26 protein-coding genes are annotated in these 25,290 nt (G+C 61.0%); 12 read left to right on the plus strand and 14 right to left on the minus strand.

What is annotated here, in order from left to right:
* Positions 1-3 precede the first annotated feature (3 nt).
* Positions 4-909, plus strand: coding sequence for an EamA family transporter RarD (gene rarD / locus ACRZ94_RS12495; protein WP_480797476.1), 906 nt, complete (start codon positions 4-6; stop codon positions 907-909).
* Here the strand turns inward: rarD and ACRZ94_RS12500 are convergent.
* Positions 900-1,604, minus strand: a complete 705-nt coding sequence (locus tag ACRZ94_RS12500; protein WP_480797477.1) for an SGNH/GDSL hydrolase family protein — start codon at positions 1,602-1,604, stop codon at positions 900-902. The genes rarD and ACRZ94_RS12500 overlap by 10 nt on opposite strands.
* A gap of 2 nt (positions 1,605-1,606) precedes the next feature.
* On the minus strand, positions 1,607-2,017 hold the full coding sequence (locus tag ACRZ94_RS12505; RefSeq protein WP_480797478.1) for a nuclear transport factor 2 family protein: 411 nt from the start codon (positions 2,015-2,017) through the stop codon (positions 1,607-1,609).
* 97 nt (positions 2,018-2,114) lie between these two features.
* Here ACRZ94_RS12505 and ACRZ94_RS12510 point away from each other — a divergent pair, with 97 nt between their 5' ends.
* Positions 2,115-2,762 (plus strand): RluA family pseudouridine synthase, encoded by a 648-nt coding sequence (locus ACRZ94_RS12510; RefSeq protein ID WP_480653778.1) that lies wholly within the window; start codon positions 2,115-2,117, stop codon positions 2,760-2,762.
* A 3-nt stretch (positions 2,763-2,765) separates the two neighbouring features.
* Here the strand turns inward: ACRZ94_RS12510 and ACRZ94_RS12515 are convergent, their stop codons facing one another.
* The gene (locus ACRZ94_RS12515; RefSeq protein WP_480653780.1) at positions 2,766-2,951 is read right to left on the minus strand and encodes a hypothetical protein; all 186 of its coding nucleotides are present in this window, start codon (positions 2,949-2,951) and stop codon (positions 2,766-2,768) included.
* Between the two features lie 102 nt (positions 2,952-3,053).
* Between ACRZ94_RS12515 and ACRZ94_RS12520 the strand changes: the two genes are divergently transcribed.
* The 4 genes from ACRZ94_RS12520 to ACRZ94_RS12535 all read left to right on the plus strand — a co-directional run bounded on the left by ACRZ94_RS12520 (position 3,054) and on the right by ACRZ94_RS12535 (position 6,204).
* Positions 3,054-3,746, plus strand: coding sequence for a helix-turn-helix transcriptional regulator (locus ACRZ94_RS12520; protein WP_480653782.1), 693 nt, complete (start codon positions 3,054-3,056; stop codon positions 3,744-3,746).
* Positions 3,747-3,864: 118 nt separating this feature from the next.
* Positions 3,865-4,530, plus strand: a complete 666-nt coding sequence (locus ACRZ94_RS12525) for a YiaD family glycine zipper/OmpA-like lipoprotein (protein ID WP_480653784.1) — start codon at positions 3,865-3,867, stop codon at positions 4,528-4,530.
* A 119-nt stretch (positions 4,531-4,649) separates the two neighbouring features.
* Positions 4,650-5,192: an NADPH-dependent FMN reductase gene (locus ACRZ94_RS12530; protein ID WP_480797479.1), complete on the plus strand. Its 543-nt coding sequence runs from the start codon at positions 4,650-4,652 to the stop codon at positions 5,190-5,192.
* Between the two features lie 103 nt (positions 5,193-5,295).
* Entirely contained in the window at positions 5,296-6,204 is a 909-nt protein-coding gene (locus tag ACRZ94_RS12535; RefSeq protein ID WP_480653788.1) for a hypothetical protein, read from the plus strand.
* Between the two features lie 42 nt (positions 6,205-6,246).
* On the opposite strand, the gene ACRZ94_RS12540 is transcribed toward ACRZ94_RS12535, so the two are convergent.
* On the minus strand, positions 6,247-7,281 hold the full coding sequence (locus tag ACRZ94_RS12540) for an NAD(P)/FAD-dependent oxidoreductase (RefSeq protein WP_480797480.1): 1,035 nt from the start codon (positions 7,279-7,281) through the stop codon (positions 6,247-6,249).
* A 55-nt stretch (positions 7,282-7,336) separates the two neighbouring features.
* Here ACRZ94_RS12540 and mnmC2 point away from each other — a divergent pair, with 55 nt between their 5' ends.
* A complete protein-coding gene (gene mnmC2, locus ACRZ94_RS12545; RefSeq protein WP_480797481.1) occupies positions 7,337-8,002 on the plus strand; it encodes a tRNA (5-methylaminomethyl-2-thiouridine)(34)-methyltransferase MnmC2 in 666 nt (221 codons plus the stop codon).
* Entirely contained in the window at positions 7,999-8,868 is an 870-nt protein-coding gene (locus ACRZ94_RS12550; protein ID WP_480797482.1) for a DMT family transporter, read from the plus strand. The genes mnmC2 and ACRZ94_RS12550 overlap by 4 nt, the downstream gene beginning before the upstream one ends.
* On the opposite strand, the gene ACRZ94_RS12555 is transcribed toward ACRZ94_RS12550, so the two are convergent.
* On the minus strand, positions 8,842-10,806 hold the full coding sequence (locus tag ACRZ94_RS12555) for a lytic transglycosylase domain-containing protein (RefSeq protein ID WP_480797483.1): 1,965 nt from the start codon (positions 10,804-10,806) through the stop codon (positions 8,842-8,844). The genes ACRZ94_RS12550 and ACRZ94_RS12555 overlap by 27 nt on opposite strands.
* 133 nt (positions 10,807-10,939) lie before the next feature.
* On the opposite strand from ACRZ94_RS12555, the gene dapA reads away from it, so the two are divergent.
* Positions 10,940-11,812 (plus strand): 4-hydroxy-tetrahydrodipicolinate synthase, encoded by an 873-nt coding sequence (gene dapA, locus ACRZ94_RS12560; RefSeq protein ID WP_480797484.1) that lies wholly within the window; start codon positions 10,940-10,942, stop codon positions 11,810-11,812.
* Positions 11,813-11,907: 95 nt separating this feature from the next.
* Here the strand turns inward: dapA and ACRZ94_RS12565 are convergent, their stop codons facing one another.
* The 6 genes from ACRZ94_RS12565 to pdxR all read right to left on the minus strand — a co-directional run bounded on the left by ACRZ94_RS12565 (position 11,908) and on the right by pdxR (position 21,069).
* The gene (locus ACRZ94_RS12565) at positions 11,908-12,795 is read right to left on the minus strand and encodes a dimethyl sulfoxide reductase anchor subunit family protein (RefSeq protein ID WP_480797485.1); all 888 of its coding nucleotides are present in this window, start codon (positions 12,793-12,795) and stop codon (positions 11,908-11,910) included.
* Complete coding sequence (locus ACRZ94_RS12570; protein WP_480797486.1) at positions 12,795-13,544, minus strand: 4Fe-4S dicluster domain-containing protein; 750 nt, start codon at positions 13,542-13,544, stop codon at positions 12,795-12,797. Before ACRZ94_RS12570 ends, ACRZ94_RS12565 begins: the two co-directional genes overlap by 1 nt.
* Before the next feature lie 97 nt (positions 13,545-13,641).
* Positions 13,642-16,461, minus strand: coding sequence for a molybdopterin oxidoreductase family protein (locus tag ACRZ94_RS12575; protein WP_480797487.1), 2,820 nt, complete (start codon positions 16,459-16,461; stop codon positions 13,642-13,644).
* Between the two features lie 27 nt (positions 16,462-16,488).
* Entirely contained in the window at positions 16,489-17,520 is a 1,032-nt protein-coding gene (locus ACRZ94_RS12580) for a YeiH family protein (protein WP_480797488.1), read from the minus strand.
* A gap of 183 nt (positions 17,521-17,703) precedes the next feature.
* Positions 17,704-19,482, minus strand: coding sequence for a sulfoacetaldehyde acetyltransferase (gene xsc, locus ACRZ94_RS12585; protein WP_480653805.1), 1,779 nt, complete (start codon positions 19,480-19,482; stop codon positions 17,704-17,706).
* Between the two features lie 126 nt (positions 19,483-19,608).
* Positions 19,609-21,069 carry a MocR-like pyridoxine biosynthesis transcription factor PdxR gene (gene pdxR / locus ACRZ94_RS12590; protein WP_480797489.1) on the minus strand — a complete coding sequence of 487 codons (1,461 nt, stop codon included), beginning with the start codon at positions 21,067-21,069 and terminating at the stop codon, positions 19,609-19,611.
* Positions 21,070-21,200: 131 nt separating this feature from the next.
* Between pdxR and ACRZ94_RS12595 the strand changes: the two genes are divergently transcribed.
* Together ACRZ94_RS12595 and ACRZ94_RS12600 are read left to right on the plus strand one after the other, a co-directional pair.
* Positions 21,201-21,557 carry an ArsR/SmtB family transcription factor gene (locus ACRZ94_RS12595; RefSeq protein ID WP_480797490.1) on the plus strand — a complete coding sequence of 119 codons (357 nt, stop codon included), beginning with the start codon at positions 21,201-21,203 and terminating at the stop codon, positions 21,555-21,557.
* Positions 21,550-22,578, plus strand: coding sequence for a permease (locus ACRZ94_RS12600; RefSeq protein WP_480797491.1), 1,029 nt, complete (start codon positions 21,550-21,552; stop codon positions 22,576-22,578). Before ACRZ94_RS12595 ends, ACRZ94_RS12600 begins: the two co-directional genes overlap by 8 nt.
* 38 nt (positions 22,579-22,616) lie before the next feature.
* Here the strand turns inward: ACRZ94_RS12600 and ACRZ94_RS12605 are convergent, their stop codons facing one another.
* Together ACRZ94_RS12605 and ACRZ94_RS12610 are read right to left on the minus strand one after the other, a co-directional pair.
* Complete coding sequence (locus ACRZ94_RS12605; protein ID WP_480653813.1) at positions 22,617-23,009, minus strand: hypothetical protein; 393 nt, start codon at positions 23,007-23,009, stop codon at positions 22,617-22,619.
* 50 nt (positions 23,010-23,059) lie between these two features.
* Positions 23,060-23,821, minus strand: a complete 762-nt coding sequence (locus ACRZ94_RS12610; RefSeq protein ID WP_480653815.1) for a DUF1013 domain-containing protein — start codon at positions 23,819-23,821, stop codon at positions 23,060-23,062.
* Positions 23,822-23,951: 130 nt separating this feature from the next.
* Here ACRZ94_RS12610 and ACRZ94_RS12615 point away from each other — a divergent pair, with 130 nt between their 5' ends.
* The gene (locus ACRZ94_RS12615) at positions 23,952-24,581 is read left to right on the plus strand and encodes a ribonuclease T2 family protein (protein WP_480653817.1); all 630 of its coding nucleotides are present in this window, start codon (positions 23,952-23,954) and stop codon (positions 24,579-24,581) included.
* Here the strand turns inward: ACRZ94_RS12615 and ACRZ94_RS12620 are convergent.
* A complete protein-coding gene (locus ACRZ94_RS12620; RefSeq protein ID WP_480797492.1) occupies positions 24,578-25,066 on the minus strand; it encodes a hypothetical protein in 489 nt (162 codons plus the stop codon). The two genes, ACRZ94_RS12615 and ACRZ94_RS12620, sit on opposite strands and share 4 nt — an antisense overlap.
* Between the last annotated feature and the right edge of the window lie 224 nt (positions 25,067-25,290).

The following is a 25,290-nucleotide window of genomic DNA, read 5'->3' on the forward strand; positions in this document are numbered from 1 at the left end:
GCTGTGGCAGATACCCCTGTACCACCGAACAGAGAAGACACGCCCAAAGGGTTGGCGCTGGCCGTGACGGCCTATCTCCTGTGGGGGTTTTTGCCTTTGTATATGAAGGCTTTGTCCCATGTTGGCCCGATTGAAATCGTGTCGCATCGCATCATCTGGTCGGTTCCGGTGGCGGGGCTGCTCTTGGTGGCACTAGGGCGGACCCGAGATATTAAAGCTGCCGTGACGAACCCGAAAATGCTGGGCATGGCCTGTTTGACGGCTGCGCTGATTTCGGTGAATTGGGCGATATATGTCTGGGCGATCGCCAATGACCGGGCGCTGGATGCGGCGCTGGGCTATTACATCAATCCGCTGTTCAGCGTTGCTTTGGGTGCGGTTCTGCTGCGTGAGCCTTTGACGAAGACGCAATTGGTCGCCGTCGCGATTGCCGCGCTGGGCGTGCTGGTGCTGGTTGTTGAGGCGGGCAGCTTGCCCTGGCCCGCCTTAGGACTGATGGTGACGTGGGGCTTTTATGCCTTTTTCAAACGATCCCTGCCCATCGGCCCAAATCAGGGGTTTTTGCTTGAGGTTCTGATCCTGCTGATTCCGGCCCTGATGTATGTCACGTGGCTGGGCGTGCAAGGTACGGGGCATTTTGGCGTCGGGGCTTCGGACACGCTTTTGCTGGCCAGTGCCGGGGTTGTCACAGCCGTGCCGCTGCTGGTCTATGCCAACGGGGCCAAGCTGGTGCGGCTGTCGACCATGGGCATTCTGCAGTACATCGCGCCGACCATGATCTTTATCACCGCCATTACTTTGTTCGGCGAACAGATCGACCGGGGCCGCATGATCGCCTTCCCGCTGATCTGGACGGCGCTGGTGGTCTATTCGATCCCAATGATCCGGCAGATGCGGGCTCAGACCTGACGCAACAGCCGGGCGGCTTCTTCTGCCCAGATGGCATAGGTTTTGGGGCTGGGGTGATAGCCATCCGGTGCTGCCAAAGCAGGGTCATCGGGTAGATCCAGCTGCAGATGCCGCGCCTGCGGGTATTGGGCCGCGACCTGTTGCAATCCGCGATCCAGCCGCGCGGATTGTTTCCCCAGAACCCAGGCCAGCGGTTGCGGCAGGGCCGGAAAGCGGTGCATCTGTGGAACCGCTGTGACGACCAGCCTGCGCACGCCAAGCGGACCGGTGAGGCGCTGCAGCAATTCAGTTTGGCGGGCGATGAATTGTTGACGCGTTACACCTCGGGTCACGTCGTTTACGCCAAGCGCTGTGATCGCCATGTCAAACTGGCCGGTTAGGCCGCTCAGCCGGTCTATTGTGTCTGACGTGGTGTGCCCGGTTGTGGCCTCCAGCCGCCATTCGACCGCATAGTGTTTGGCCAGCTGTGAAACGAGATGCCCGGACAGGGCCTGCGTTTGCGTTCCGGCGCCGACGCCTGCTGCCGAACTGTCGCCCGCAATGAGCAGCCGCAGACGGGGGCCGCGACCTGCGCGCCCCTCGCGCGGGCCTGTGGGTTCGGGCAACAGCTGCGCCCTGCGGCGCACAGACAGGCCCTGTGCGGCCAAAACCGGCAACAAGGGAACCCGCAACAGCTGATCAGCGGCCACGGGCATGGTCAGCTCAGCGCGTTCTTGTATTCGAGGAAGCGGGGATCAGTCATAACCCGTGCCATCATCGCCTCTCGCAGGGCACCGATGGTTTTAGAGGGGCGCATGACGACCTCAAACTCCTGGATCAGCCCGTCATCGTTCAGGGTGATCAGGTCAACACCCACCGCATCCAGATCACCAACCTTGCACTGAAACTCCAGCGCCCAGTCGTTCCCCGCGCCCATCACGCGGCGGTAGCGAAAGTCGGAAAACACCTGCCCCACGTGGCCCAGCACCGCCGCCACCGGCGCACGCCCGGTCCATGTGCTGTAATAGGTGGGCGGGGAGAACCGGACATCTTCGGCCAGCAGGTCATGAATCAGGCTCTCATCGCCTTTGGCGACCACCTCTTGCATGCGTTCGATCGTGGGGTGCATGGGCTCTCCTCTCAGTTCGCGGTCAGAGTTGCTGAACCGCTCCGTTCAGGCAAGGCCGACGTTGCGGGAGGTGGCGCGCTGCGATAGGCAGGCGCGCATGAGCGAGACCTATGATCCCCCGATGACGCCCTTGGATGTGCTGCACGAGGATGCGCAGCTGATTGTGGTGAACAAACCGCCGGGCCTGTTGTCGGTGCCGGGACGGGGAGAACATCTGGCCGATTGTCTGCTGACCCGTGTACAGGCGGCGTTTCCACAGGCGTTGCTGGTGCATCGGCTGGACCGGGACACCTCGGGCGTGATGGTCTTTGCCCAGACCCCCCATGCGCAGCGTCATCTGAGCATGCAGTTCGAGGCTCGCCAGACCCGCAAGACCTATGTGGCGCGTGTCTGGGGACGGGTTGAGCCGAAAACCGGAACCGTCGATTTGCCGCTGATCGTCGATTGGCCCAACCGTCCGCGTCAGATGGTGTGTCATGAGACCGGCAAACCGGCTGTCACCGATTGGCGCGTGTTGAAACACGAAGGCGATACGACCCGTGTGCGCCTGTCCCCGAAAACGGGGCGGTCGCATCAGTTGCGGGTACATATGCTGGCGCTGGGCCACCCGATTTTAGGTGACCCGTTCTATGCCGAAGGCGCTGCGCGGGACTTTCCGCGCCTGATGCTGCATTCCGAGGAACTGCGCCTGAAGAACCCCGAAGGCGGTGTCTCGATGAAATTCCGCGCCAAGGCAGATTTCTGACCCTCAGGCCGCGCTGGTCCACAGCATTTTCAAATTACCCAACGAAAACCGTCTGCGCCGCGTGCGCGGGGCGCTGGGCTGGCGGGCGGCCATGATCTCGCGTTCGATCTCAAAGCCGCGCAGGGTGTGATCCTGTGCCCAGCGGTCCAGTTTCAGGGTCATCAGCACGTGATTGTCGTGATACGGCATCGGTGATCTCCTTTTTTCCGCGATCAACCTTTGCCCATTACTGCTGACACCACCTTGTCAGGGGGGTGTGCTAGAGTGTCAGCAGATGAACCGGAGACACCCATGCGCCGTTCCACCCGCTTGTTTGAGATCATTCAGATTCTGCGCGCCGCCGAGGCCCCTGTGACGGCGGACACGCTGGCCGAAAAACTTGAGGTGTCGGTGCGCACGGTCTATCGCGACATCGCTGCCCTGCAGGCGCAACGCACCCCGATTGAGGGCGAGGCGGGCGTCGGCTATCTGATGCGGCGCGGCTATGATCTGCCACCGCTGAATTTTGACGCCGAAGAGGTTGAGGCGCTGTGGGTTGGCTTGTCGATGCTGGCCCGGACCGGGGACAGCACGTTGCAACAGGCCGCTGATCGGGTGTGCCGCAAGATCGAGGCGCTGCGTGTGCCCACCGACTGGTTGCAGGTCGCGCCATGGGGTGCGCCGCTGGACGACCCGGAAAAGGGCTGTATCCCCGTCGTCAATTACCGCGAGGCCATTCGGGATGAACGCAAGATTCGCATCACCTATATCAGTGGCGAAGGCGTTCAGACCGAACGTGTCATCCGTCCCGTTGCCCTGATCTATCATATCGAATGCACCATGCTGGCGGCCTGGTGCGAGCTGCGCAACGGATTTCGCCATTTCCGTACAGATCGTGTCTGGGCCTGCGAACTGACGGGCGATCACTTTTGCGGACAGGGGCAACCTCTGCGGGCAATCTGGCAGGAACAGACGGACTGGGATCAGACGACGCGGGTGTCCTGAATGGCGGGTATTTGCCGCATTCACCGGATTGTTGCTTGAGAACACAGGCTGACAAGGCGATATACTGCTTTGAACAAGACGTACCCGGTAAACGGGTGCCAGAGCAGAAGGTGATACCATGACGATTTCCAAGTTTGTTTTGTCTGCCGGGCTGTGCTCGGCTTTGTTTCTGGGCGCCTGTACGGACCCGGGCACGCTGAACCTGCCGGCCGATCCCAACCAGAACGCTAAACAAGGCGCGATTCTGGGTGGTCTGATCGGCGCCGGGGTAGGCGCGATCGCAAATGATTCCGATCCGCTGTTGGGCGCGCTGGCCGGGGGCGCCATTGGCGCAGCCGGTGGCGGTGTGATCGGCAACCAGTTGGACAAGCAAGCGGCCGAGCTGCGCCAGCAACTGGCCAATCAGGGTATCACCGTGACCAATGCGGGTGACCGCCTGATCGTGACCGTGCCCAATGACATCACCTTTGACACCGACAGCGCGACGGTCCGCCCGGCGCTGCGGGCCGATCTGGTGCGGGTGGGTCAGAACCTGACGCGCTATCCGAATTCGAACGTGCAGGTCATCGGCAATACCGACAGTGATGGCTCGGCGGCGTATAATCAGGGTCTGTCCGAGCGTCGCGCGCGCTCGGTTGCGGATATCCTGCAGGCCAACGGCGTCAACGGCGCGCGGATCACCACAATCGGTCAGGGTGAAAGCCGCCCCATTGCGTCCAACCTGACACCCGAGGGCAAGGCCCAGAACCGCCGCGTGGATATCGAGATCATCCCCAGCGGCTGATCCAATCAAACAGGGCACCTTCGGGTGCCCTTTTTTGCACAGTGACTGCGCGTCATGTGGTCTTTGGCTACCCGCCCTGTTGCGCTAGCTATTGGGAAACATCATGACGGAGTTTTCCAATGTCCGAACCGATCCTGCTGAGCCTGTCGGGTTCCCTGCGCCAAACCGCCACCAACCGCAAATTGCTGCGCGAAGCAGCACGTCTGTTCAATCCCGGCACGCATATCGAGGCTGATCTGAACCTGCCGCTCTATGACGGTGATCTGGAGGCTGGCGAAGGTATTCCCGCAGCCGTGCAGACCCTGTCGGATCAGATCGCGCAGGCGCATGCGGTGATCATTTCGACACCGGAATACAACAAGGGCCCCTCGGGCGTTCTGAAGAACGCGCTGGATTGGGTGAGCCGGACCAAGGGTAGCCCCTGGGCCGATAAACCGGTGGCCGTGATGTCTGCGGCAGCGGGCCGTGCAGGTGGCGAACGCGCGCAGATGGTGCTGCGTGGGTATATGGTGCCGTTCCAGCCGCGTATCCTGCAGGGGCCGGAAATCCATCTGGCCGACAGCTCCAACGAATTCGACGAAAACGGCAAGCTGACCAGCGAGCGTTATGAGAGCAGTCTGAAGGTCCTGATGGATAAACTGCGGGCCGAGGCAGGCTTCTGACTATATGAAACCATTAAATAACATTGGTTTTTTCTCGAAAGCCAAATTACATAATCTCAAAACAGGACATATCTAAGACGCAATTTTTTCCTAACTTCTAACCATGGAACGGCCCGTTTTTACATTTAGACAAGCGCAGTCTGCATTTGACCTGATCTCGCATTTGCAATCGTTTGATGATGAGCGTTTGATGCGCGTTGGTGGTGACGCACTTGTGAGAATTGTGCGCGAATGTGCGTGCCGTTTTGAGCGTCAGACCGATGCCGCATGCTTCGAAGCGCTTGCCACTTCGGCGTTAGACGCGGCAGAGGAATCGGAGATTGCAGTCGCTTTGCTTGTTGCTAACGCACTCCAACAAGGGTTGTGGGCCGATGACACGGCTGAGTTTGCCGAGGCAGCGGTTGAACGCGTTTGCAACGCACCCAGAAGTCTCCGCACGGCGGTTTTGCGCGGTTTGGATACCGTTCAGGACTTTACCAATCCGTACGAACAGGCGGTGTACCTCGTGCCGAACGAAGACCGCCTGACCCGGCCTATGGATCAGATTTTACCATCTCTATGCAAGATCGCACGCAACATGGACCAGTCGACACGCAGCAGTGTTGCTGCCGCCGATTATGGGGATCGTACAGACGAACACCTGAGAGCGTTGAATGAAGTTCTTTCTACTGCTGACTGCCGGTTTCCTGATGGCGAAATGTGGTTTCCAAGCGAAGTCGTCGAACTTGTGGCGCATGTCAGAAGTACCCCTGGATTTGTTCCCTGCACGGCCCTTTTATTGGCAAATGCCCTTCCGGTCATGGATCACTTCGGATGGTTCGAGTTTCGTTGGGAAAATCTTGCTGTTGAGTATAATGCCTTGCCTGACAGCGTTCGTCCGACCATTCTGGCGGGGATAAGGTATCTCTACGAAGAGGATACCACATTCCTGCAGCACTCACCGGGGGCGTCCTGGGATCCCGTTCTCGCTCCGGGCCGCATGATACATTTGGTTGATCTTCCCGAAGACTGAAATTTGGATTGAGGCGCATTGAAAAGGGGTGCGCCGCCTCGGTCAGAGTGACGCCTCGGGCCGGAAATCTTCGGGGATGGTATCGCGGCCGTCCAGCATCAGATCGGCCATGACCTCAGCCACCTTCGGGGCCATGCCGAACCCGATCTTGAACCCGCCATTGGCGATGAACTGGCCCGGATGCAGCGGATGCGCCCCCAGCATGGGCGCACGGCTTTTGCTGCGGGGGCGGACCCCGGCCCAGCGGTCGATCACCTGCGCGCCATGCAACAGCGGCAGAGCCCGTACGGCGCGGTCCAGAACATCGTCCAATGCGCTGTCTGTTGCGGTCGGATCATCATATTCGCGTTCCGAGGTGGACCCGATGGCCAGCGTTCCGTCCGCGTGGGGAATGATGTGAAGGGCATCTGCAAAGAGCTGCGGCACCTCTCCGGCGTCGAACCGCAGCAGCGCCGCCTGGCCCTTGACGCCATTGCCGACAGGTTTGCCCAGTGCGGTGCTTAACTCTTGCAGGCCCGCGACCCCTGTTGCGTGGATGACCTGCCCCTTGTCGGGGGCTTCTGTCTGAATGTGAACGCCCATGACCTGCAACGCGGCAACCAGAGCAGCACAGGCGCGGCGCGGGTGCATGCGGGCGCTGAGCGTATCGTGGATCACGAACCCTGTCGGGCTGGGCGGGCACCACGCCCCCAGCGCTTCGGCCGCGACCACACGCCATTCGGCACGGCCCTGCCACAGCTTAGCTGCGGTTTCGGCACGGGCATGGGCCAGTTCCAGTGTCCGGGCATCGGCGATGGGCTGCAATCGCCCCAGACGTGCATATCCGGGCGAAACGCCTCCTGTTTCTTCGATCTGCGCCCAAAAGGGTTCTGCCATGATCAGGCTGTCGAACTGAAAGGCTTTCTTGGCATTCCAGTTCTCGGGCACATGCGGGGCCAATGCACCGACCAGCCCGCCGCTGGACCCCGATCCGGGGCCAAACGGGTCGACCACCTGCACCTTGGCACCGCGCCGGGCACAGGTCCAGGCGATGGACAGGCCAAAGATGCCCGCCCCGCGCACCGTTACATCGACCATTGCCAATCCCCTTTTCCTTGTTCAGTGTCGCGCCGCTTAGCTACAGGATTCCCCGATGGCAGACCAGCATGCAGACCTGACATGGCGAGACGGGCAAATCCCCGTCTCAGAGCGGTTCGATGACCCCTATTTCTCGTTGCAGAACGGGCTGGAAGAGACGCGGCATGTGTTCCTTGCGGGCAATGATCTGCCCGCCCGGTTTGCGCCGGGGTTCCATATTGCCGAACTAGGTTTTGGCACCGGGTTGAACATGCTGACCGTCTGGGCCGCGTGGGAGGCATCGGGACAGACGACGCCCCTGACCTTCACCAGTTTCGAGGCCTTCCCCATGGCGCCCGACGACATGTCCCGCGCCTTGGCGGCCTTCCCCGAGCTTGCCCACTTGAGCGACCGTTTTCTTGCCCGGTGGCAGGGCGGGCGTTGTGATCTGGGGACATTGCAGCTTGAGGTGATCGAAGGAGATGCGCGTAAGACCCTGCAGGTGTGGGACGGGGCCGCGGATGCGTGGTTTCTGGACGGGTTCTCACCGGCCAAAAACCCCGAGCTTTGGGGCGCGGACCTGATGCAGCAGGTGGCGGATCATACGGCCAAAGGTGGCAGTGCTGCGACTTATACTGCCGCCGGTTTCGTGCGGCGCGGGCTTGAGGAGGCCGGGTTCACTGTCACCCGTGCCCCCGGCTATGGCCGCAAACGCCACATGACCTGGGCGGTCAGGGAATGACGCAACAGAACAATATCCGCGCGGGTATCGCGCTGATGATCGCGGCGACGGTTGTGTTTGCGCTGCAGGACGGAATCTCGCGCCATCTGGCAGGCACTTACAACACCTATATGGTTGTCATGATCCGCTATTGGTTCTTCGCCGCCTTCGTGATCGCATTGGCTGCACGTGCGCCCGGAGGGCTGAAAGAGGCGGCCCGGACCAGCCAATTGCGACTTCAGATATTCCGGGGCCTTTTGCTGGCTACTGAGATCTGCGTCGCCGTCTTTGCCTTTACCGTCCTTGGGTTGATTGAAAGTATGGCGGTGTTCATCTGCTACCCACTGGTGGTCGCCGCGCTCAGCGGGCCGGTTCTGGGCGAAAAGGTCGGATGGCGGCGCTGGGCTGCGATTGGCGTAGGGTGCGCCGGTGTTCTGATCATCCTGCAGCCGGGCATGGGTGTGTTTAACCCGTGGGCTATTGTGCCGCTGATCTCGGCGTTTCTGTTCGCGCTTTATGGGCTTCTGACCCGCTATGCCGCCCGCAAGGACAGCGCTGCTACCAGCTTTTTCTGGACCGGGGTTGCGGGGGCCGTTGCGATGACACTGGTGGGCATGTGGTTCTGGGAGCCGATGGCCCGTGCGGATTGGGCATGGATGGGCGCGTTGTGCGTCAGCGGTGTCCTGGGCCACTGGTTGCTGATCAAGTGCTATGAGATGGCCGAGGCCAGTGCAGTGCAGCCCTTTGCCTATTTCCATCTGGTCTGGACGGCCATGATCGGCATTGCGGTCTTTGGCGAGGCACTGCGACCAGCGGTTATTCTGGGCGCAGCGCTGGTTGTTGCGGCGGGCCTGTTTACCCTATGGCGCGAACGACGCCAGGGTTGAGCCCGTCAACTCCTGCGAGAAGGGCACGGGCAATGCAGCTTGCCCCAAACGCGCGCGGTAGACCGGCAGGCTTTCGGCCACCCGCATCACGTAATTGCGGGTCTCGCTGAACGGGATCGTCTCAATCCAGTCGACCACGTCGATCTCACCGGCGCGCGGATCACCGTACCGACCCATCCACGAAATCGGGCGGCGCGGCCCGGCGTTATAGCCTGCGGCCATCATTACCACATTGCCGTTGAAATCCTCGGCGAGGCTGGACAGGTAGTTGGCCCCCAGCTTGGCGTTATACTGCCAGTCCGAGGTCAGCTTGCCCGTATTGTGACCGCTGAGAATGCCCATATTCTTGGCGACCAGCTGCGCTGTAGCAGGCATCACCTGCATCAAGCCACGCGCACCTGCGCCGCTGATCACGACCGGATCAAATTCGCTTTCGCGGCGGGCGATAGCCAGCGTCATCTCTTGCGCCATGGGCAGGCCAAGGTCAGCAACGGGGTGCACCGGGTAATAGGCCGCGGGCAACACAGTGCCCGCCGTGGCCGCGCGTTTAGCGATCATCACGGCCAGATGCGGCTCTTTCAATTCGATCACCAGATCGCCCAACTGCGTAGCCTGAACCGGATCAAGTCCTTCGACCAGATGGGTCAGGAACCGCTCCGACAGGTTGTCTTCGCCCGCACGCAGTAACAGCAGACCCGCCTCCAACACGCTGGAATTGGCGAAATCTGCCTGTTTCCAATGGGGCGCGCGGCGGGGATTGGCCAGCTCACTGTCAAACGGTCGCCCGATCTGCTCGGCTGCCAGCAATCCGTAGAACGAGGTCTGGTAATCAGCGCCCATGGCGTAGGCATCATACGCCTTCTCGGCATCGCCCAGATCAGCATAGGCCCGGCCCAGCCAATAGCCGCCGCGCCCTTTTGAGATCGGCGAGGCAACAGCGTCCGAGAAGTTCTGGAAATGCCGCACCGCCGTGGCCGGATCGTTCAGCTTGCGCAGGGCAAGAAACCCGGCCAGCCATTCCAAATCAGCATAACCATAGCCCATTTCCGGCGTCATGTGATGGTTGGCAGCCACCTGATAGGCGCGCTGCACATCCCCCTGACGCATCTCAAGCCGCGCCAGACGGCGACGCCCCTCGGCCCATTTGTCGGGCTCGCCCAATGCATCGGGCCCGGTCGAGCGTGCCAGCATCAGGTCAATCGCGCTGTCGTCCAGCTCTTTCTTGTCGCGCCAGACGAACCGGTCAAAGGCCAGCCCCGGTGCATCGGCCAGCGATTGCGGAACCGCAGCCACCTTGCCATCCACGCCGGGCTGGCGTTTTTGCAGGGCGATCCGTGCCTCGGCCAGTTTGCGCTGATCGGTACTGACCAAAGTCAGCATCTGTCCGGCGCTGACAAGGTGATTGTCCCACAGCATGCGGTCCAGCCGCGCCGCATGATGCGGTTTCAACAGCGAGCCAAAATTCTCAAGGTAGTCCTTCTGCAGCCCCGCCCCCATGGGCATCGTGCGCCAGGCGGCAACAACATCGGCCTCAGCATCCCCGTTCCGCCCTTTGGCCTTCAGCGCCACGGCATAGTTCAGCGCACCTTCGGCCGTCTGGGGCGGATTATCGGCGTAGAACCTCAGCACCCGGTCCGGGTCGGCACCGGTAAAGGCGGGCTCGCTCTTGCGCCGCAGCCACGCCAGACCGGGCCAATCCGGTCTGCGGTCCAGAAACACCAGCACATCGCCCGAACTGCCAAAGCCCTGCCGCAGCCAGTGCCACACGATGATGTCACGACTGACCGAGCCGCGCTGGCCCGACACACGCAGGGCTGCGTTCCAGTCGCCCTTGCGCATTTCGTTCATCCCGGCGCGCAGATCGCCCACCGCATCGGCCTGCGCCTGTCCGATTGACCCCAGAATCACCGCTATCAAAAGCGCCAGAACGCGTGTCATGCCTTGCATTTCCCAACCAACCAAGGATAGAGCCATTCAGGATAAACCTTGCGCCGCCGGGATCAACTCACATCAGTTCAAATGTGATGGCCCGAGGCACAAAAATTGCTAACCGCACACGAAGGAGCGTGTCATGTTCAAAGGCTCAATGCCAGCCCTCGTCACCCCGTTCACAAACGGCGAGTTGGACTTGAAGACGCTCAAACACCTGGTCGAATGGCAAATTCAGGAAGGGTCCACCGGTCTGGTTCCCGTTGGCACCACCGGCGAAAGCCCGACGCTCAGCCACGAAGAACATGAAACCGTCGTGGCCGAGGTGGTCAAAGCCGCCAACGGGCGCGTTCCGGTGATTGCCGGTGCGGGATCGAACAACACGGTTGAGGCAATCCGTTTCGTGCGATTCGCCGAGAAAATCGGCGCTGATGCGGCGCTGGTCGTCACGCCCTACTACAACAAGCCCACGCAAAAGGGCCTGATCGCGCATTACCGCGCGCTGCATGACTGCGCCGATATTCCGATCATCATCTACAACATCCCCGGTCGCTCGGTCATCGACATGACCCCCGCAACCATGGGCGAACTGGCAGAGCTGCCGCGCATCATCGGTGTCAAGGACGCCACCGGTGATCTGGCGCGGGTCAGCCAGCAGCGCGCATCCTGTGGGCCGGACTTCTGCCAGCTGTCCGGCGAAGACGCTACCGCGCTGGGCTTCAACGCCCATGGCGGCGTCGGCTGCATTTCGGTCACCGCAAACGTCGCGCCGAAACTCTGCGCGGAATTCCAGCAGGCCACGCTGGACGGCGACTATGACAAAGCGCTGGAATACCAAGACCGCCTGATGCCCCTGCACGAGGCGATCTTCATCGAACCCGGCCTTGTCGGTGCAAAATACGCGCTGTCCAAACTGGGCCTCTGCAGCACCGAGGTCCGCTCGCCGCTGACGGAGCTGGAAGACAGCACCAAAGCCGCCATCGAGGCCGCAATGAAACACGCGGGCTTGCTATAAACCACAGCAACCACCCGGATCCGTACTTCATCTGGCTATAAATATCCCGGGGGTGAATTGAGCCGCAGGCTCAAGAGGGGGCTGGCCCCCTCCCTTCACCGTTTTCCGTAATACAGCCCAATAACATGTTCGGCCTGCGCAAAGAACAACCAGCGTGACACGACCACTCCGGTCAGATGTGAAAGCACTGCAAACAGTGCAAAGATATGTTTTATCACAATGCCCGAAACCGGGATCAGGATCAGCAACAGTGGCAGCGCAAACCCCAGACCAAAGGCGATGACCCGCAGTTTCTGCGCATGTTTGCGGCCAACCACATGGACGAATTCCCGCAACAGGTAATTGGTGCCTGTATGGGGCGGCTCAAAGGCGCGTACCGTACCGCGATCGCCCAGTCCCGTAGCTGTACCCAGTGTCGTGCCTGACCGGGCCAACGCACCATCACCTTTGGCCCAGTAGGCAAGCTGAACCGCGCCCGCAATGGCCAGCAACCAAGGGGCCAGAGCTTCGGCCCCGGCCAGCAACGCGCCCCCTGCAAGGCTGAACGACAAAAACATCGCGGGTGTCAGGTTCATGTTCCAGCGAGGGATGGTTTTCAGCTGGGTGTATATCATCGACGTGGTTAACACGGTGGCCAGACTCAGCAGTGAACCGACCCAGCCGAGCGCCGTCCAGTGGCTGCCCACAAACACAGCGCCAAGTGCATAAAGCCCCATGACAAGCAGCGCGCCAACGGCACAGACACCCTCGCGGCTCAGCCAGCTTGATTTCCACTGACTGAACGCTTTCCACGCCCGTTCCGGATGTCCCAGATGGAAGGTCGAGGCCAGCAAACCGCCCACCGCCAGCGCAAAGGCAATGGCGTAGAACACAAAGGCTATGACGCCGGTCACCGCAGGCTGGCCGAGGCCAAGGAAGAATAGCAGGCCAAAGCCCAGCCCGGAGAAAGTCGTGAAGATGATGACAGAAGGGGCCGGGTGCATCAGAGCTTCTCCAGGGTTTTGTCGAGCCAGCCGAGGAAGCCTTTGGGTTCTTCGGCGACAGGGGCCAGCAGCGGGGCCAGAATATCGATCTGGTCCTCGATCTGATCCTTGGGCCGCGGTGGAAGGTATTTGTTGACGGGTTTGGTGCCCATTTCAGGCATCAGGTCCATACCCTCGCGTTCGGCCACCAGTTTGCTGACATCGCTGTCAGGATCGCCGAGATCGCCGAAATGGCGTGCGCCCGCCGGGCAGGTGCGCACGCAGGAGGGGACGCGGTCCACCTCGGGCAGGTTCTCATTATAGATACGGTCGACGCAAAGCGTGCATTTCTTCATCACGCCCTCAGCCGCGTCCAGTTCCCGCGCGCCATAGGGGCAGGACCAGGCGCAGAGACCGCAGCCGATACAGTCGTTTTCATTGACCAGAACGATCCCGTCTTCGACCCGTTTGTAACTGGCCCCGGTTGGGCAGACCGTGACGCAAGGGGCGTCTTCGCAATGCAGGCAGGATTTGGGGAAGTGGATCAGTTGTGCCGCGCCTTCGGCTGGCTGCACTTCGTAGGAGTGCACGCGGTTCAGGAAGGTGCCCGAAGGGTCGGCCCCGTAGGCGTCCTGATCCGAAAGTGGCGCGCCGTAGTTTTCTGTGTTCCAGCCTTTGCAAGAGATTACGCAGGCATGGCAGCCGACGCAGGTATCGAGGTCGATGACGAGGCCCATTTTGCGATCGGTCGATGGGGGGAGCTGAGTCATGTGTTTTGACCTCCGCGCAGGTGGTGAGGGTAGGGGCGAGGGGCCAGCCCCTCGCGCTCCCCGGGATATTTTTGGCCAGATGAAGTTTGGATCCTGCTCATTTGCCCACCTTCCATGCCAGGTCTTTGGGGCCAGTGCCTACAGGGGACTGGATCGGGGCGAATTCAGGCTGGCTTGCGGCGTCGGATGGCGGATTGGCCTTTTCGATGTTTACCTTGAGGTCGAACCACGCGGCCTGTCCGGTGATCGGGTCGGAATTGGCCCAGCGCATCCCGTCGCCTTTGGGCGGCAGCAATTCGTGGATCAGGTGATTCAGCAGGAAGCCCTTTGTGGCCTCGGGCGCGTCCTCTTGCAGGGCCCAGGCACCTTTGCGTTTGCCGATGGCGTTCCATGTCCAGACTGTGTTGTCGTTCAGTGCCGCCATCTCCATGACCGGGACGGTGATTTCGCCGTGCGGAGAGGTGACTTTGGCCCAGTCGCCGTCCTTAAGGTTATGTTCGCGCATCAGTTTGGTGGGCACGTAAAGCGGGTTGCGCCCGTGCAGCTGACGCAGCCATGCGTTCTGGGTGCCCCAGCTGTGATACATCGCCATCGGGCGCTGGGTCAGGGCGTTAACGGTGAAGCCTTCGTTGCCCTGCTGGTCGGTCTCATACCAGATGGGCAACGGGTCCATCGTGTCTTTGAGGCGCTGGCGCAGGTGGTCTGGGGGCTGGCGGTCCCCGTGCCCTTCGGCTGCCAGCTGGAATTTGCGCATCGGCTCAGAATAGAGCTGGAACAGATAGGGTTGGGGGCTGTCATAAATGCCCATGCCGACGGCCCAGTCCTGATAGGCCGCGTTCCACGGTTTGTAGTAATCAGCGCCTTCGGGAATGTGCGCAACGTAGAAACCACCGTTGTCGATGTAACGATTCAGCTGATCCGGGTTGACCGCGCCGCGGCCTTCCTTGTCGCCATCCTCGCCCCGGAACCCGGCCAGAGGGCCGATGCCGGGTTTGCGTTCGTGGTTAACGATATAGTCCGCGTAATCTTTCCACTTTGGCGTGCCGTCTTCGTGGGTGAAGCCCGGCAGGCTCATGCGGTTGGCCAGTTCGATCAGCACCGACTGGAACCCGCGCACATCGCGGTCTGGCTCGATCACGGGCCAGCGGATCGCGTCGGCGGCGGCGTCGGCCTCGCAGATCGGGCGGTCCAGCAGCGAGATACAGTCGTGGCGCTCCAGATAGGTGGTGTCGGGCAGGATCAGGTCGGCATAGGCGACCATTTCCGATGAATAGGCATCGGAATAGATGATTTTGGGGATGACGTATTTGCCGTCTTCGGTCTTGGCCGACAGCATCTCCATCACGCCCTTGGTGTTCATGGACGAGTTCCACGACATGTTCGCCATATACATGAACAGCGTGTCGATCTTGTAGGGATCACCGGCGGCGGCGTTCGAGATCACCATATGCATCAGCCCGTGGGCGGACATCGGGTTTTCCCAGGTGAAGGCCTTGTCGATGCGCTGGGCGTTGCCCTGTTCGTCCAACAGCAGGTCTTCGGGACCGCGCGGGAAGCCGAGGTGCGGGCCCTCTAGCGGGCGGCCCGGGCGGCGGTCTCCGTGTGGGGTGGGGTGCGCCTCGACCGGTTTGGGGTAGGGCGGTTTGAAGCGGAAACCGCCGGGGACCTCAACCGTGCCCAACAGGATTTGCAGCACATGCAGGGCGCGGCAGGTCTGGAAGCCGTTGGCATGGGCCGAAATTCCGCGCATGGCATGGAAGCTGACCGGGCGGCCCGTCATTTTGCTGTGTTTTTCGCCCCGGAAATCGGTCCATTCGTGGTCCAACTCGATGGCCTCGTCAAAGGCGACGCGGGCGATCTCAGCCGCGATGGCGCGGATGCGTTTTGCGGGGATTCCGCAGCGCTCGGCCACATTTTCCGGCGCGTGATCGTCGGACAGGTACTTCTTGGCCATCAGGTGAAAGACCGGGCGATGGGTGACGCCGTCTTTGTCGTAGGTTGCTGACAGGTCCGGGCGGACACCGGGTTTGTCAAAGGCGGTTGGTTCGCCGGTCACGCGGTCGATCACCAGCGGCTTGCCATCAGCGTCGCGCAGGAACAGACCTTTTTCGGGACCCTCGGCAGCGTTCACCAGTACCGGGGCGTTGGTGTAGCGGCTGAGATAGTCGAGGTCGATCTTACCCGCCTTCATCAGCACATGGATCAGCGACAGGATGAACAGCCCGTCGGTGCCGGGCGTTATCCCGACCCAATCGTCAGCGACAGCGTTATAGCCCGAGCGGATCGGGTTGACCCCGATCACCCGCGCGCCGCGTGCCTTGATCTTGCCAATCCCCATCTTGATCGGGTTGCTGTCATGGTCCTCGGCCACGCCGAACAGCATGAACAGCTTGGTATGCTCCCAATCGGGCTGGCCGAATTCCCAGAACGCGCCGCCCATCGTGTAGATGCCACCCGCCGCCATGTTGACGGAACAGAATCCGCCATGGGCCGCGTAGTTGGGGGTGCCGAAATGCTGGGCCCAGAAGCTGGTGAAAGACTGCGACTGATCGCGACCCGTGAAAAAGGCCAGTTTCTGAGGGGCTGTTTCGTGCAACTCGTTCAGCCAGCCGACAGCGGTGCTGATCGCCTCGTCCCACTCGATCTCGCGGAATTCCCCCGATCCGCGCGGCCCCACGCGGCGCAGCGGTTTGCGCAGACGCGACGGCGCGTTGACCTGCATGATCCCCGCGCTGCCTTTGGCACACAGAACGCCCTTGTTCACAGGGTGGTCGCGGTTGCCCTCGATATAGGCGACCTTGCCGTCCTTCATGTGCACGTTAATGCCGCAGCGACAGGCGCACATGTAACAGGTGGTGCGCCGAATCTCGTCCGAGACTTTGGGGCTGGTATCGATTGTCGGTTGCTCGATTTTCATCTGGCGTCCTTCTGTCGCGACAGCGTGTCAGGTGAGGAATGTTATTCCGGCAAGTATAAGTCCCGCAATAAAAAGCGTTTCTGCGACGATCAGGGCGATTGCGGGGCCCCCGACCGAAAGGATCTGTTTCAGGTTGGTCTTCATCCCAACGGCGGCAATCGCGATCAGCAGCAACCAGCGCGAGACCTGGCTGAGCAGTTCAGCGATAGACGGTGGGATCAGACCGAATGAGCTGGCCGCTGCCAGCGCAAGAAAGCCCAGGACAAAGCCGGGCAGGATCGGAGGGCGTTTGCCGGTTTCATCTGCTTCGGCAACGCGGCGGATGATTAGGGATGCCACCAGCACCACCGGGGCCAACATCGCCACGCGGAACAGTTTGACCAAAGTCGCGGTGTCGCCCGTCTGTTCCGAGATTGAGAAGCCCGCGCCCACCACCTGCGCCACATCGTGGATCGTACCGCCCAGAAAGACACCGCCTGCGATGTCGGTCATGCCCAGCATGCGGACAAGGATCGGATAGGCAACCATTGCAACGGTCGACAGGACGGTGACTCCCAAAACGGTAAAGATCAAACGTTCCTCGGATCGGTCATCTTTGGGCAGGATGGCGCTGATGGCCATCGCGGCAGAGGCACCACAGATGGCAACAGACCCAGCGGTCAGAAAGGCAAAGCGCCATTGATGGCCGAAAAACCGGGCAACCAACAGGCCGAAAGCGATGGTGGCCAGCACGCCGCCGACAACCAGCACGATCAGGTCCAGGCCCAGACCCATCATCAGCGTCATTGACACGCGCACACCCAAAAGCGCGACACCCAATCGCAGCAGGGTACTGGCGGCAAAGCCGATGCCGGGGACGGTCTTGCCTTCTTCGCCGAGAAAGCTGAGAGCAATGCCCAGCAGCAAGGCCATCAGCATGGCGGGGGTTGCGTAGTGTTCGGATAGAAATTTGGCCGTGACAGCGACTGTGATGGCAACCAGCACACCCGGAAACAGAATGCGAAGTGTTTGGGTGCCGTTGGCACCGAACAGGGCTTTCAGATCAGGTTTGGCCGACATCTTTTTAAGTTGCCCTCTGCAGGTCATTGCGAAAGCGGCGAACAAGGCGCCGTGGATGTGCATTGAACTGGCTGACACTTAGATGGCTCGGGGCTGGGGTGTTTCGCTTGTTACGATCATGGGATGATCATCGCCCCGCCATTGGGGCGATGATCCTGATTTTTAGACCCTTTAGGCTGCGGGTTAAGCCCCCGCTTGCGGAGTCATATCCTCGGCCGAGATCCCGGCCACGGCGACCGGCTTCTTCATTGCGTCGCGGCGGAAGGGCTCACCCAGTTCCTGGTTGATCATGGCTTCGATCAGGGTGGTGATGCCGTTCTTCTGATCCACGATCGCCTGATTCAGCGCTGCGGTCAGCTCGTCCTGAGTGCGGGCGACAACCCCTTTCAGGCCGCAGGCCTGCGCGATCCCGGCATAGGACACTTTGGTGTCCAGCTCGGTGCCAACGAAGTTGTCGTCAAACCACAGGGTCGAGTTCCGCTTTTCCGCACCCCACTGGTAGTTGCGGAAGACGATCTGGGTCACGGCGGGCCATTCGTCACGGCCAATAGCGGTCAGTTCGGTCACGGCGATGCCAAAGGCACCGTCACCCGAGAAGCCGACAACAGGCACGTCCGGGCAACCGATCTTGGCGCCGATCACCGACGGCAGACCATAGCCGCAGGGGCCGAACAGGCCCGGGGCCAGATATTTGCGGCCTTCGTCAAAGGACGGATAGGCGTTGCCGATGGCGCAGTTGTTGCCGATGTCGGACGAAATGATCGCCTCTTTCGGCAGGGCAGCCTGAATTGCGCGCCATGCCATGCGGGGGCTCATCCAGTCGGGCTTGGCGGCACGGGCGCGTTCGTTCCAGGTGGTGCCGGGATCGTCCTGCTCGTGGTCCATCGAGGTCAGTTCCTGCGCCCAACGCGACTTGGTTTCGGCGATTTTCGCCTTGCGTGCGTCGCGGCCTTCGTCGCCAGCGGTGTCCGAGAGCTGTGCCAGAATGTTGGTGGCTACGGTGGCGGCGTCGCCCACGACGCCGACCGAGATCTTCTTGGTCAGGCCGATGCGATCCGGGTTGATGTCCACCTGAATGATTTTCGCGTCTGTCGGCCAATACTCCAGACCATAGCCGGGCAGGGTCGAGAACGGGTTCAGACGGGTGCCGAGGCACAGAACAACGTCGGCCTCTTTGATCAGCTCCATCGCAGCTTTCGACCCGTTATAGCCCAGCGGGCCGGCAAACAGCGGGTGCGAACCGGGGAAAGCGTCGTTGTGCTGGTAGCCAACGCAAACCGGGGCATCCAGACGTTCGGCCAGCGCTTTCGAGGCTTCGATGCCGCCAGCGGACAGAACCGCACCGGCACCGTTCAGAATGACTGGGTTCTTGGCATCCGACAGCAGCGCGGCGGCTTCTGTCACGGCCGATGCACCGCCCGAAGGCAGTTCGAATTCGACAACGGCGGGCAGCTCGATATCGACGACCTGAGTGAAGAAATCACGCGGCACGTTGATCTGCGCCGGGGCCGAGGCGCGCTTGGCTTTGGTGATCACGCGGCTGAGAACTTCGGCCATGCGCGACGGGTCGCGCACTTCTTCCTGATAGCAGACGCAGTCCGCGAACATGCGCATCTGTTCCATTTCCTGAAAACCGCCCTGACCCATGGTCTTGTTTGCGGCCTGCGGTGTGACCAGCAGCAGCGGCGTGTGGTTCCAATAGGCGGTTTTGACGGCGGTGACAAAGTTGGTGATGCCGGGCCCGTTCTGCGCGATCATCATCGACATTTTGCCGGTGGCGCGGGTGTAGCCATCGGCCATCATGCCGCCCGAACCTTCATGCGCGCAATCCCAGAATGTGATACCAGCCTGCCCGAAGATGTCCGAGATTGGCATCATGGCCGAACCGATGATGCCAAAGGCATGCTCGATTCCGTGCATTTGCAGAACCTTAACAAAGGCTTCTTCTGTGGTCATTTTCATCAGGATGATCTCCGCGCATAGATGAGTTGAGCCGGGCCATCAGCCCAGCCTTTGGGTATGGTTTTGGCGTAAGGTGCAGGGTCGCGTTAGGGCCAGAATTTGAACCGGGATAGGTCCAGTGTTGGGTCAGCTTGCTGTGATGGCGTCCGCGATCAGTTGAACCCCCGGCGCGATGCGTTTTTGCGGGATCGAAGAATAGCCAAGGCGATAGAAATTCTGCGGGCGGTCCGGCCCTGCGAAAAAGGGCGCGCCGGGCTCGATATGGACGCTTTGATCCTGCAACCTGCGCGCCAGTTTCGTGGTATCGACATTATCAGGCGCTGACATCCACAGGGATGATCCGCCCATTATTCCCCGGCCTGCAGCCGTCAGCCCGTGTTCTTCGACAGCGGCATCCAGGATTTCGCGGCGGCGGGCCAGCACCTTGGACATGCGCCGGATCTGGGCGTCGTAATGGCCCAGCGACAGGAAATAGGCGGCCGTGCGCTGGATATGCCCCGGCGGGTGGCGCAGTACCAGCGACCGCAACGCGCGGGCCTCGCGGATAAATGGCTCGGACCCGACCATGTAGCCCAGCCGCAACCCCGGAAACAGCGATTTTGAAAAGCTGCCCACATAGATCACCCGCCCATCACGGTCCATAGATTTGAGCGCGGGGGACGGCGCGCCCAAAAAGGCCATTTCGAATTCGTAATCGTCTTCGACCACCATCGCGTCCAATTCCCGGGCGCGGGTCAGCAGATCGGTGCGGCGGTCAACGGGCATGGTTGCGGTGGTCGGGCTTTGATGGCTGGGGGTGGTGAAGATGACATCGGTCTCATCCGGCAGGGCCTCGGGCGGCAGGCCGTCACGATCCACCGGAACCGGCACCACCCTGCAATCGGAGTGATTCAGCAGGCTGCGCAGAGCGTAATAGCAGGGGTCTTCGATCACCGCGGTGCGATCCCGGTTCATCAGGATGCGGGCGGCCAGCCAAAGTGCGTTCTGCGCGCCCATGGTGATCAGGATTTCCTCGGGCCGGGCGGCGATGCCGCGACGGGGCAGGGTGTGGCGGGCGATGAACTCGACCAGCAGCGGGTCATCCTGATCTACATAGTCGCCGGTCAGCGAATCGAAATCCTTGTGCCCCAGGGCCCGCACGGCGCAGAGCCGCCAATTGGCGTGGTCAAACAGCGATTGGTCGGCCTGCCCATAGATGAAAGGATAGCGATAATCGCGCCAGTCGCTGGGCTTTGCCAGCACATCCCCGTCCGAGAATCTGCGCGCCAGCGCCCGGGTCCAGTCGACAATCTCATCCCCGCGCGGTGTGGGTGTGTATTTTGGCGGGACCGGCGCATTTTGCGACACGTAATACCCGGACCGGCCTTTCGCCGTCAGGTAATCATTCGCCAGCAATTCCGTATAGGCCAGCGTCACCGTGATCCGGCTAACCCCCAGATGCGCCGCCAGTTTGCGGGAGGAGGGCAGCTTTTCCCCCATGTGAAACCGGCCCGACAGGATGCCCTCGGCAATCATCTGCTGAATCTGGGCCTGCAGCGTGCCCTGACCGTTGAGTTCCAGAAAGAAAGTGTCGACCGATATGCTCATAGGGCTTTATAGGTTGGACTTATGGGATGGGCAATCTGGACTTACCGGGCCCAGACGTTTTCAAGGGCGCTGTTGACAGGGAAATTTAATTCACCTAAATAACTAGAAATCTAGTTTAATAGGTGAGCAAAATGTGGGAAGCTGCTGCTGTGGGATTTTCAGCCATGGGGTCCGAGGCCCGGCTGAAGGTTCTGAAAACTCTGGTCCGGGCCGGGCAGGCCGGTTTGACCGTTGGCGACATACAAGAGCGGACGGGAATGGCACCGTCGACTCTGGCGCATCATTTGCGGTTTCTGGCGGCCGGCGGCGTTGTCGAGCAGGAGAAGGTCGGGCGCAGCACGATCAATCGCGCCTGCTATGATGAGCTGCGAAACCTCGCGCAGTTCATTCTGGCCGAATGCTGCGCGGATGAACAATCGGAGTGCTGTTCGGATGACACTGCCGAGTGCTGCACCGGCGATGTGGATAGGGCTGTGATCAATGGCTGAGTTGACGCAAAGCCCAAAGGCTCCGGCCAAGGTACTTGATCTGATCAAGACGCCCTGGGCGCTGATCGTGGCGATTTTGCTGGCCGTGGCCGTGCTGGACCCCGGCAATTGGGTCGAAGTGGTCACCTTTGCGGGCAAGGCGCTGGCCCATACCGGGCAGTATATCCTGTTTGCGGTCTTGCTGCTGTCCTACCTCAAGGCCACCGGGGCCGAAGTGATGGTCGCGCGCGCCTTTGAGGGGCGCGAGACGCGGATGATCTTTCTGGCCGCGCTGTTTGGCGGGCTGGCTCCGTTCTGTTCCTGTGAGGTCATTCCCTTCATTGCCGGGCTGCTGGCGCTGGGCGCGCCTTTGTCGGCGGTGATGGCGTTCTGGCTCAGCTCACCTTTGATCGACCCGCCGACCTTGCTGATCACTGCGGGCGCTCTGGGGTGGCCCTTTGCCATCGGCAAAGCGGTGGCTGCCGTGGCGCTGGGTTTGTTCGGCGGGTTCGTCGTGCGTGGCCTGATGCGCTCGGGCGCTTTTGCCGAACCGCTGCGGGTCTACAAACCGGCGGGGTGTTGCGGGTGTGGTCCGAAGCAGGAGGACAAGCCGGTCTGGCGGTTCTGGCAAGAGCCCGAGCGCCGTCAGCGGTTCAAGTCTGAATTTGCCCAGAACGCGATGTTCCTGCTGAAATGGCTGGCCTTGGCTTATGTGCTTGAGGCGCTGCTGGTCAGCTATGTTCCGGCAGACCTGATCGTCCGCGTGGTTGGCGGTGAGGGCGTCCTACCCATCGTGATTGCCGCTTTGGTCGGGATGCCTGCTTACCTGAACTCTTACGTCGCGCCGCCGCTGCTGGCGGGGTTGACCGAACAGGGGATGAGCGCAGGTGCGGCGATGTCCTTCATGATCGCGGGCGCGGTGAGTTCGATCCCGGCGATGGCCGCAGTCTGGTCGCTGGTAAAGCCCAAAGTGTTCGCGACCTATCTGGGGCTGGGCATTACGGGGGCCATTATCGCAGGGATCATCTTTCAGATGATCTAAAGGAAAAACCGCCCGGAGATGCCTCCGGGCGGTTTTGCTTATTGGGTGGCCTCGCAAAGGCTCGGCAATTTCAGGCGATACCGTGCCTCGCCGCTTTTGACGTAGACGCGTTTTTCGACGCAGGCGGTCGCGCTGACCGTGCGGGCGATATGTTCTTTCGGTTCGTTAATCGAGGTGGCTGTGCCGTCGGGCAGTTGCACCGAAGCGATGACGCCGTATTTCAGATCCCCGTTCACAGGCGTCGCCGACAGGACCGATACAGTCAGGTAGGAGTCATGTTCGTGTTCGCCATCGTCATTGAACACAAGCAATCCAGCGGCGATCGAAAGGGTGCCAACGATTGCCACGGCCAACAGGCCCCAGGTCTTGAGAAACGCATAGATCGAAACGGCCCGATGCGGGCCAAAGATTTTCGACAAAAAGGTCAGCATGGTTCACCAGAAAAAAGCCCCGGTCAGGTCTGGCCGGGGCTGTTTGTCATTCAGGGACGCAGATCGTCGTCGTCTTCATCCTCGGCCCCGCCCTTGGGCAGGTTGAAGAAGCTGTCGGCGTCGAGTATCGGCTCATCGTCTTTCTCTTCTGCCGGATCATCCGACAGCGAGAAGGTTTCCAGACCCTCGATGGCCGTCGGGATCTTGGGTGCAGCGTCCATTTCCAGCGACTGCTCGGTCGAGACCAGCTTGCGACGCTCATCATCGCTCATGACGCCGCCTTCGGCGGCTTTCTTGGCGGCGGCTTTCTGAACAATCGCATCCAGTTCGGACTGTTTACACAGACCCAGCGCGACCGGGTCGATCGGCTGCATGTTGGCGATATTCCAATGGGTCCGTTCGCGGATCGACTGGATGGTGGGCTTGGTGGTGCCGACCAGCTTGGCGATCTGACCATCGCTGAGCTCGGGGTGGAATTTTACCAGCCACAGGATCGAGTTCGGGCGGTCCTGGCGTTTGGACAGCGGGGTATAGCGCGGACCACGGCGTTTTTCTTCACCTGCGGCAGCGGCGTTGAACTTGAGCTTCAGCTTGTGCAGCGGGTTGTTCTGCGCCGAGTCGATCTCGTCCTGGGTCAGCTGGTTGTTGGCGATGGGATCAAACCCTTTGACGCCAGCGGCCACGTCGCCGTCCGCGATGCCCTGCACCTCAAGCTCGTGCATGCCTACGAAATCCGCGATCTGCTTGAAGCTGATCGTGGTGTTGTCCACCAGCCATACGGCTGTTGCCTTGGCCATAAGCGGTTTTGCCATCAGCCCGTCTCCTATAAATACATCTGTCCCGTCGCCGGAATTCGGCGGCCCCGTGGTCTTGGGGCAGGTTTCCGTTGTCGGGGAACTTCGGGACTATATAGTCGCGTCAGGTTCAGAAGGGAAGAGGCGAATGCGCTGGGTCATTTTGTGGGTGTTGAGCGCCGTGGCCGCGGTGGCCGAGGGCGAGACGGCGGGTGAGTTCGACTATTACGTCCTGTCGCTCAGCTGGTCGCCCAATTGGTGCGCGCGCGAAGGCGATGCGCGGGGATCGGATCAATGCGATGCGCGTCATGACCATGGCTGGATATTGCACGGGCTCTGGCCTCAGTTCCATCAGGGCTGGCCATCCTATTGCCGTACGCCCGAGGCGCCGCCGTCGCGCAGCATGACCCGCGCGATGGAGGATATTCAGGGCAGTGCGGGTCTTGCCTGGCACCAATGGAAGAAACACGGCACTTGTTCCGGACTGAGAGCGCCGGACTATTTCGCCCTGTCGCGGCAGGCCTATGACGCCGTTGCGCGGCCACAGGTGTTCCGCAAGCTGGACACTTCGGTGAAACTGCCCGCCTCGGTCGTGGAAGAGGCCTTCGTGAAGGCCAATCCGGGGCTAGAGCCGGATATGATCACCGTCACCTGCAAGCAGGGCTATATCGAAGAGGTCCGCCTGTGCCTGTCCCGCGCCCTTGATCCGGTGCCCTGCGGTCGCGACGTAATCCGCGATTGCACGGCGACGGATGCGCTATTCGATCCGATTCGTTAAAGTTTGCGGTCCTGACACTCGCGCGCATAGTCCAGCGCTTTGGCCGTGCCTTTCAGATCGATGGCCATCACCACCTCGCCTGCCGGGTTGTAGACCGTCAGCGTCTTGTTCTTCGCGATGGCATCCACAAAACTGCGGTCGGTGAAAAAGACGGTCGCACCGGGCACATCGCGCTGGTTGAACCCGATGGCGGTGGCATCAAAGCTTCGACCGTCCAGTTCAAAGCGGATCGGATAGCTCTGCCCTTGCTCAATATCGCCCCATGCCTTGTTGTAGACGGCGAAATACCCGCGATTGTCCAGTGCGTCATAGCCGATCCGCACCACCGAGAGGTCCTGATACACCGTCTGGATCAGGCACCCGTTGCCGAGCGCGGGGTCCATCATGATGTTCCAGCCTTCGACAAAGCCCTTGTCGATGAGCTCTTGCGCGAAGGCAGCGGTTGCGGTGAAGGCGGCGAAGGTAAGTGCGAGAAGGCGGGTCATAAAGATAGTCCAGGCATACGATCTTGTCATCGTGCCAACGGTAGTACGCTGGAAACGAGAAATTTAGCTAGTTTGGCTTGTAGGTTTGTCGACCTGCACACGTGATACTTTCTGCTGAGGTCAGATAGCAATAGTTTACCGTTTTCACTGAACCTACCGCGTTAGTCACGATCCAAAGGCCCCCATCCAAAGCGCCAATTAGTATTGTCGAGTTTCCACGGCTC

This window comes from Ruegeria sp. CH10 (assembly GCF_056537125.1).

Coding starts and splice junctions, on each gene's coding strand:
- ACRZ94_RS12550 (WP_480797482.1), top strand. CDS start 7,999: ATGACGCAACAGAACAATATCCGCGCGGGTATCGCGCTGATGATCGCG.
- ACRZ94_RS12575 (WP_480797487.1), bottom strand. CDS start 16,461: ATGAAAATCGAGCAACCGACAATCGATACCAGCCCCAAAGTCTCGGAC.
- mnmC2 (WP_480797481.1), top strand. CDS start 7,337: ATGGCAGACCAGCATGCAGACCTGACATGGCGAGACGGGCAAATCCCC.
- dapA (WP_480797484.1), top strand. CDS start 10,940: ATGTTCAAAGGCTCAATGCCAGCCCTCGTCACCCCGTTCACAAACGGC.
- ACRZ94_RS12500 (WP_480797477.1), bottom strand. CDS start 1,604: ATGCCCGTGGCCGCTGATCAGCTGTTGCGGGTTCCCTTGTTGCCGGTT.
- pdxR (WP_480797489.1), bottom strand. CDS start 21,069: ATGAGCATATCGGTCGACACTTTCTTTCTGGAACTCAACGGTCAGGGC.
- ACRZ94_RS12535 (WP_480653788.1), top strand. CDS start 5,296: ATGGAACGGCCCGTTTTTACATTTAGACAAGCGCAGTCTGCATTTGAC.
- ACRZ94_RS12510 (WP_480653778.1), top strand. CDS start 2,115: ATGAGCGAGACCTATGATCCCCCGATGACGCCCTTGGATGTGCTGCAC.
- ACRZ94_RS12520 (WP_480653782.1), top strand. CDS start 3,054: ATGCGCCGTTCCACCCGCTTGTTTGAGATCATTCAGATTCTGCGCGCC.
- ACRZ94_RS12605 (WP_480653813.1), bottom strand. CDS start 23,009: ATGCTGACCTTTTTGTCGAAAATCTTTGGCCCGCATCGGGCCGTTTCG.
- ACRZ94_RS12525 (WP_480653784.1), top strand. CDS start 3,865: ATGACGATTTCCAAGTTTGTTTTGTCTGCCGGGCTGTGCTCGGCTTTG.
- xsc (WP_480653805.1), bottom strand. CDS start 19,482: ATGAAAATGACCACAGAAGAAGCCTTTGTTAAGGTTCTGCAAATGCAC.
- ACRZ94_RS12505 (WP_480797478.1), bottom strand. CDS start 2,017: ATGCACCCCACGATCGAACGCATGCAAGAGGTGGTCGCCAAAGGCGAT.
- ACRZ94_RS12570 (WP_480797486.1), bottom strand. CDS start 13,544: ATGACTCAGCTCCCCCCATCGACCGATCGCAAAATGGGCCTCGTCATC.
- ACRZ94_RS12595 (WP_480797490.1), top strand. CDS start 21,201: ATGTGGGAAGCTGCTGCTGTGGGATTTTCAGCCATGGGGTCCGAGGCC.
- ACRZ94_RS12515 (WP_480653780.1), bottom strand. CDS start 2,951: ATGCCGTATCACGACAATCACGTGCTGATGACCCTGAAACTGGACCGC.
- ACRZ94_RS12555 (WP_480797483.1), bottom strand. CDS start 10,806: ATGACACGCGTTCTGGCGCTTTTGATAGCGGTGATTCTGGGGTCAATC.
- ACRZ94_RS12620 (WP_480797492.1), bottom strand. CDS start 25,066: ATGACCCGCCTTCTCGCACTTACCTTCGCCGCCTTCACCGCAACCGCT.
- ACRZ94_RS12615 (WP_480653817.1), top strand. CDS start 23,952: ATGCGCTGGGTCATTTTGTGGGTGTTGAGCGCCGTGGCCGCGGTGGCC.
- ACRZ94_RS12565 (WP_480797485.1), bottom strand. CDS start 12,795: ATGCACCCGGCCCCTTCTGTCATCATCTTCACGACTTTCTCCGGGCTG.
- ACRZ94_RS12600 (WP_480797491.1), top strand. CDS start 21,550: ATGGCTGAGTTGACGCAAAGCCCAAAGGCTCCGGCCAAGGTACTTGAT.
- ACRZ94_RS12610 (WP_480653815.1), bottom strand. CDS start 23,821: ATGGCAAAACCGCTTATGGCCAAGGCAACAGCCGTATGGCTGGTGGAC.
- ACRZ94_RS12530 (WP_480797479.1), top strand. CDS start 4,650: ATGTCCGAACCGATCCTGCTGAGCCTGTCGGGTTCCCTGCGCCAAACC.
- ACRZ94_RS12580 (WP_480797488.1), bottom strand. CDS start 17,520: ATGTCGGCCAAACCTGATCTGAAAGCCCTGTTCGGTGCCAACGGCACC.
- ACRZ94_RS12540 (WP_480797480.1), bottom strand. CDS start 7,281: ATGGTCGATGTAACGGTGCGCGGGGCGGGCATCTTTGGCCTGTCCATC.